A 6,065-nucleotide genomic window follows, 5' to 3' on the forward strand; every position below is an offset into this window, starting at 1 on the left:
GGCGCGCCGCCGTCGCCGCACGGCGCGCAGCCGCCCGAGTGCGAGCCGCAGCCCGCCGCCTCGAGCGCGTCCACCCGGTGCTCGGGCAGGGTGGTCGTCCCCGCGCCCTCCACCACGAAGCCCGCGTCCGCGATCATGTCGAGGTCCGCCTTGCCGGCCTGGCCCTCGCTGGTGAGGTAGTCGCCGAGGAAGATCGAGTTCACCAGGTGCAGCGCGAGCGGCTGCATCGAGCGCAGATGCACCTCGCGCCCGCCCGCGAGGCGTACCTCGACGTCGGGGCAGACGAAGCGCACCATCGCGAGAATCCGCAGACAGCGCTCGGGGGTGAGGTTCCACTCCTTGGCCAGCGGCGTGCCCTCGAAGGGGATCAGGAAGTTCACCGGCACCGAGTCCGGGTCGAGCTCGCGCAGCGAGAAGACCACGTCCACCAGGTCCTCGTCGCTCTCGCCCATTCCGGCGATCAGCCCGGAGCAGGCGGACAGCCCGGCGGCCTGCGCCTGGTGCACGGTGTCGACGCGGTCGGCGTAGGTGTGCGTGGTCGTGATGTCGCCATACGTCCCCTCGGACGTATTGAGGTTGTGGTTGTACGCGTCGGCGCCCGCCGACCGCAGCCGCTCGGCCTGGCCGTTCGAGAGCAGTCCGAGACAGGCGCACACCTCGACGCCCTCGTTCTGGTCCTTGATCGCCTCGATCGTCTTCGAGACCCGGTCGACGTCCCGGTCCGTCGGCCCGCGACCGCTCGCCACCAGGCAGACCCGCTTCGCGCCGCCCGCCACTCCGGCGGCCGCGGCCTTCGATGCCTCGTCGGGCTTGAGCCAGGTGTACTTGAGGATCTCCGCCTTGGACCCGAGCCGCTGGGAGCAGTAGGAGCAGTCCTCGGGGCACAGACCCGACTTCAGGTTGACCAGATAGTTGAGCTTCACCCGCCGCTCGAACCATTTGCGGCGCACCTTGCCGGCGGCGGCCACCACGTCGAGCAGATCGTCGTCGGACGTCGCCAGCACGGCGAGCGCTTCTTCACGGCTCGGCAGCTCGCGCCGCAGCCCCTTCTCCACCAGTGTGTTCAGCAGGTCCATGGCGCTGATCCTGTCCTACGGCACATGCTGTGGCCAAGGAGGATCCCCACAACAGAGCGTGTTTGAGGTGTGTGCATGGCCACATCCGTTCCTCGAGCGCACCCGGTTAGGGTCTGTGCGCTGCCTACAAAAGGACCGGACCACCATGCCCCAGGATCCTTTCGACTGGATCGACGACGAGTCGCGCCGCCGTGAGCACGCGGGTCTCGTCCGTACGCTCCGCCCGCGCGCCGCCGACTCCGAGCTGCTGGACCTCGCCGGCAACGACTATCTGGGACTCACCCGCCGCCCGGAGATCACCGAGGCTGCCGCCGAGGCAGCCCGCCGCTGGGGCGCGGGGGCCACCGGATCCCGGCTGGTCACCGGCAGCACCGCGCTCCACGCCGAGCTGGAGCGCGAACTCGCCGCCTTCTGCGGATTCGAGGCCGCCCTGGTCCTGTCGTCGGGCTACGCGGCCAACCTGGCCGCCGTCACCGCGCTGAGCGGCCGCGACGCGCTGATCGTCTCCGACGCGGGCAACCACGCCTCGATCGTCGACGGCTGCCGGCTCTCCCGCGCGGAGACGGCGGTCGTGCCGCACGCCGACGTCGACGCCGTACGCAAGACGCTCGACGCGCACCCCGGCCGGCGGGCCCTCGCGGTCACCGACTCGGTCTTCTCGGTGGACGGCGACGCGGCGCCGCTGAACGCGCTGGCCGACGCCTGCGCCGAGCACGGCGCGGCGCTGCTCGTCGACGACGCGCACGGACTCGGCGTGCTCGGCGACGGCGGCCGGGGCGCGCTGGACGCCGCGGGCATCGCGGGGCGGCCAGGGGTGGTCGCCACGCTCACCCTGTCCAAGTCGCTGGGCAGCCAGGGCGGCGCGGTGCTCGGCCCGGCGCGGGTCGTCGACCATCTGGTCAACACCGCCCGCACCTTCATCTTCGACACCGGCCTCGCGCCCGCCGCGACGGGCGCGGCACTGGCGAGCCTGCGGCTGCTGCGCCGGGAGCCCGCGCTGGCCGGGCGGGCGCGCACGGTCGCCGCCACGCTCCACCGCCGGCTCGTCGAGGCGGGTCTGACCGCCGCACGGCCGGACGCGGCGGTCGTCTCCGTGCAGGCGCCCTCGCCGGAGGCCGCGCTGCGCTGGGCGGCGGACTGCCGCTCCGCCGGACTGGCCGTCGGCTGCTTCCGGCCGCCGTCCGTGCCGGACGGCATCTCCCGGATCAGGCTCACGGCCCGGGCGGATCTGACGGATCAGCAGCTCGAGAGTGCCCTCGCGACGATCATCGGGGCCGCGCCGGTCAGCTGACGGCCTGCCGGCCGAGCGCCGTCACAAAGCAGGTCCAGGCCGTGGGGGAGAAGCGCAGCGGGCGCAGGGCGACGTCCTTGGAGTCGCGCACCGCGAGCGACGCGTCGGGCAGTCTGGCCGCCTCGACGCAGTTGTTCATTCCCGTGCTGCGGCTGCTGCGGCGCCACTGCAATCCGTCGTGTGCGAGGAGGTCGGACATGGGGGGGTGCCTCCCTGTGCGCCGTCGACGGGCGGCGTCAGCGGGCGCCGTCGCCGATGCGGGCGATGAGTTCCAATGAGTCCTCGGGTGTCAGGGCCCGCGCCTGCATTCTCTCGAAGGCGGCGCAGTACACCTCGAGGTCTTCTTTCCGCTCAAGGTAGAGCGTACTCGTCAAGTGGTCGAGAACAACCACGTCCAGATCAGAAGTGTTCAAAAAGGAGAAGATAACGAAAGGCCCGGTGAGTCCGACGTAGCCGCCGCCCCCGAACGGCAGTACCTGAAGGCGCACATGAGGCAGCTGCGCGAGCTCGGTCAGCCGCCGCAGCTGATCCCGCATCACCCGCGCTCCGCCCACCTCCCGCCGCAGCACCGCCTCGTCCAGCACCACGCTCAGCGACAGCGGCGACTCGCCGTAGAGCACCTCCTGCCGGGCGAGCCGCACCTCCACCAGCGAGTCGACGGCAGCCGCGGGCAGCTCCTCCAGCACCGCCCCGGTCACCGCGCGCGCGTACTGAGGCGTCTGCAGCAGACCCGGCACCACCGAGGTCTCCAGCGTGCGCGCGAGATGCGCCTGGGCCTCCAGGGAGATGAAGTCCTGGTACTCCGGCGGGATCAGCCCGCGGTACGCATGCCACCAGCCGTGCCCCAGACCGTCGGCCGCGCCTGTCAACGTCTGGAGCAGCACGCGCAGTTGAGGGTCGTCGATCTGGTAGACATCCAGCAGCCGCGTCACATCGTCGGCCCGCACGCCGCTGACGCCCGTCTCGATCCGGCTGACCTTCGACTGGTGCCAGCCGGCGAGCCGCCCGGCGTCCCGGCTGGTCAGACCGGCGGCCAGGCGCAGCCGGCGGAGCTCCTCGCCGAGCTTGCGACGGCGCACCGCGGGACCGTGCCGCATCTCCTCCTCCTTGGGAAGCCGTGTGGACGAGCGAGCGCCCAAATACGTTCTCGCGTAGCAGAGTTCACCGCATTGAGCGACAGATATATGCATATCTTGGTGGATCGCCGCCCTCGACGGCACGATAAGTGGCACTCTGGCGCGAAGCACAATCCGTGGCCGTCCTCGCATTGATCCGCTTACGAGTCGGAGCCCGGCCGCGGTGGGAAAGGGACAGCTCGCCATGGCAGACCATCAGGAAGCATCCGTCACTCTGCCGAGCGATCCAGCCTCGGTCTCCGCGGCCCGGAGATACGTCACGCACGTGGTCGCCGAATGGGGACTCCCCGCCGAGACCGAGGCCTCCGACACCCTGCGTCTGATCGTGTCGGAGCTCGCCACCAACGCCGTCCAGCACACCTTCGGCCAGTCGCCCACCTTCACCGTGGACCTGCGGCTGGAACGGGACGAACAGCTGCGCATCGGCGTCACCGACAGTCACCCCCGCTGGCCGCAACGGCTCCCCGCGGCCGTCCGCCAGGACAACGGCCGGGGCATGGTCATCATCCGCAGCCTGACGGCCCAGTACGGGGGCCGTCTGACGATCACGCCGACACCGGAGGGCGGCAAGACGGTCTGGATCGCCCTTCCCTGGACCGTCCCGGTGCAGAACTAGACACAGCCGACGAGGACGGGCCCGCTGAACCGAACCGAGCGCCGGAGGCTCAGCTGAAACGGTCCGCCTCAGCCCGCTGCGCGGCCGAACGCGCCGCGCAGCAGCGCTCGCAAGGACTCCGCGGCCGCACCCGACTCCTCGCCCCGGTGCGCGACCGAGATCGTCCGATGGAAGGCCGCCGGCTCCAACTGCCGTACGCCAAGAGGCGTCGCCGCCATCGCGGCGACCATCTCCGGCACCACCGCCACTCCCAGCCCCGCGCTGACCAGCGCGCACACCAGCGCGTACCCCGGCGACTCGCACACCACAGCGGGCGTCGCCCCCGCTGTGGCCAGCGCCCCCTCCACGCCCTTGCGCGGCGGATGCGAGGGCGCGCTGCTGATCAGCGGCTGGCCCGCGAGCTCTGCCACCGGCAGCCTGCCCGAGCCGCCCGCCAGCGCGTGACCCGGCGCCGTCACCAGGACGAGCTCCTCCACCAGCAGCGGCTCCAGGACCACCCCGGCGGGCGGCGGGGCAGGCTCCGCAGGCTCGTACGCATGGGTGAGGGCCAGGTCCACCTGACCCGCCGCCACCGCGAGGACGCCGCCCGGCGGCTCGAACTCGGCGACCGTCAGCTCCACGTCCGGGTGCGCCCGGCGGAACGCGCTCAGCACCGGCGGCAGCAGATGGACGCCCACCGTGGTGAACGTGCCCACCCGCAGCCGGCCGCCGGACAGTCCCGCGAGCCGCGCCAGTTCGTGCCGTGCCTGGTCCATCTCGTCCAGCACCCGGCGGGCCCGCGCCGCCAGCAGCTCCCCGGCCGCCGTCAGGCGCGCCCCTCGGTGGTGGCGGACCAGCAGCGCCGCGCCCGCCTCCCGCTCCAGCTTGGCGAGCTGCTGGGAGAGCGCGGGCGCGGTGTAGCCCAGACGGGCGGCGGCTCGGGTGATCGAACCGGCCTCGGCTACCGCCACGAGCGCCGCCAGCCGTGTCGGGTCGTACATGGCGGCCCCTTAAGCGTTCCTTTAGGCAGACCCAGAAGATTACAAGTACACGTTAAGGGCTGATTCGGGCCAGGCTGGCTCCATGGACGCACAGCTGGTCGCCTTCGTCTCCGTCGCCGCGGGCATGGTCGCCATGCCCGGGGCGGACTTCACCGTCGTCGTACGCAACGCGCTCGCCTCCCGCCGCGCCGGGGTGGCCTGTGCGATCGGCGTCGCCGGGGGCCTCGTCGTGCACACCGCGCTCGCGGTCGCCGGGCTCGCCGCCGTGCTGGTCGCGGTGCCGGTCCTCTACCGGACGCTGCAGATCGTCGGCGGCGCGTACGTGCTCTACCTCGGCATACGGTCCGTGCGCGCCGCGCTGAACCGGGAGTCGGCCATGCCGCCGGACAACGAGGGGGACGCGGCCGGGGGCGTCGGACGGAGTCTGCGGCAGGGCTTCCTCACCAACGTCCTCAACCCGAAGGCGCCGGTGCTCTTCCTGAGCCTGCTCCCGCAGTTCGTGCCGGACGGGGCGGCCGTGCTGCCGCGCACGCTCCTGCTCGCCGCGATCGTCGTTGCCCTGGCGCTGATCTGGTTCCCCGCGGTCGCGCTGCTGGTGGACCGGCTGGGGGCCTGGCTGCGCCGACCGCGCACGAAGCGCGCGGTGGAGGGCGTCAGCGGCGGGGCGCTCACGGCGCTGGGCGTGACCTTGCTGGCGGAGCCGCTGGCGCACTGAGGCGGGCCTCGGGGGCCGGGGTGGGCTCGGACGACGGGCGGGCTCCGGGGGAGCGGGCGCCGGCGCCGGCTTCGGGCACCGGGCTCCTCGGGTGCCGGACACCTCGGGCGGCGCGGAGGGGGCGTCGCGCACGCGGCGCGCGGGCCGGGGGCGGGCGGGAGCGCCGTTGCCGGGCGCGGTGCCGGGTGCCGCTCTGGGTGCCTGGGCTCGGACGCCGCGCTGGGCCGTGCGAGGTGCCGCGCCGGGCGTCG

The 6,065-nt window shown here is 72.8% G+C and carries 7 protein-coding genes; 3 read left to right on the top strand and 4 right to left on the bottom strand.

Annotated features, from left to right (window positions below; genetic code table 11):
• Positions 1-1,076, bottom strand: a 1,076-nt coding sequence (bioB, locus tag AB0M39_RS41180) for a biotin synthase BioB (RefSeq protein ID WP_365374101.1), incomplete at its 3' end; no start/stop codon positions are given.
• A gap of 145 nt (positions 1,077-1,221) precedes the next feature.
• On the opposite strand from bioB, the gene AB0M39_RS41185 reads away from it, so the two are divergent.
• On the top strand, positions 1,222-2,367 hold the full coding sequence (locus tag AB0M39_RS41185) for an 8-amino-7-oxononanoate synthase (RefSeq protein ID WP_365374103.1): 1,146 nt from the start codon (positions 1,222-1,224) through the stop codon (positions 2,365-2,367).
• Here AB0M39_RS41185 and AB0M39_RS41190 read toward each other — a convergent pair.
• Together AB0M39_RS41190 and AB0M39_RS41195 are read right to left on the bottom strand one after the other, a co-directional pair.
• Positions 2,360-2,566, bottom strand: coding sequence for a DUF397 domain-containing protein (locus AB0M39_RS41190; protein WP_365374106.1), 207 nt, complete (start codon positions 2,564-2,566; stop codon positions 2,360-2,362). The two genes, AB0M39_RS41185 and AB0M39_RS41190, sit on opposite strands and share 8 nt — an antisense overlap.
• 37 nt (positions 2,567-2,603) lie before the next feature.
• A complete protein-coding gene (locus AB0M39_RS41195; RefSeq protein WP_365374109.1) occupies positions 2,604-3,464 on the bottom strand; it encodes a helix-turn-helix transcriptional regulator in 861 nt (286 codons plus the stop codon).
• Positions 3,465-3,687: 223 nt separating this feature from the next.
• Between AB0M39_RS41195 and AB0M39_RS41200 the strand changes: the two genes are divergently transcribed.
• Positions 3,688-4,119 carry an ATP-binding protein gene (locus AB0M39_RS41200; protein ID WP_365374111.1) on the top strand — a complete coding sequence of 144 codons (432 nt, stop codon included), beginning with the start codon at positions 3,688-3,690 and terminating at the stop codon, positions 4,117-4,119.
• A gap of 68 nt (positions 4,120-4,187) precedes the next feature.
• On the opposite strand, the gene AB0M39_RS41205 is transcribed toward AB0M39_RS41200, so the two are convergent.
• Entirely contained in the window at positions 4,188-5,099 is a 912-nt protein-coding gene (locus tag AB0M39_RS41205; protein ID WP_365374114.1) for a LysR family transcriptional regulator, read from the bottom strand.
• A gap of 82 nt (positions 5,100-5,181) precedes the next feature.
• Between AB0M39_RS41205 and AB0M39_RS41210 the strand changes: the two genes are divergently transcribed.
• A complete protein-coding gene (locus AB0M39_RS41210; protein ID WP_365374117.1) occupies positions 5,182-5,814 on the top strand; it encodes a LysE family translocator in 633 nt (210 codons plus the stop codon).
• Positions 5,815-6,065 lie beyond the last annotated feature (251 nt).

This window comes from Streptomyces sp. NPDC051907 (genome assembly GCF_040681075.1).
In the GTDB taxonomy this organism is placed as follows: Bacteria; Actinomycetota; Actinomycetes; order Streptomycetales; family Streptomycetaceae; genus Streptomyces.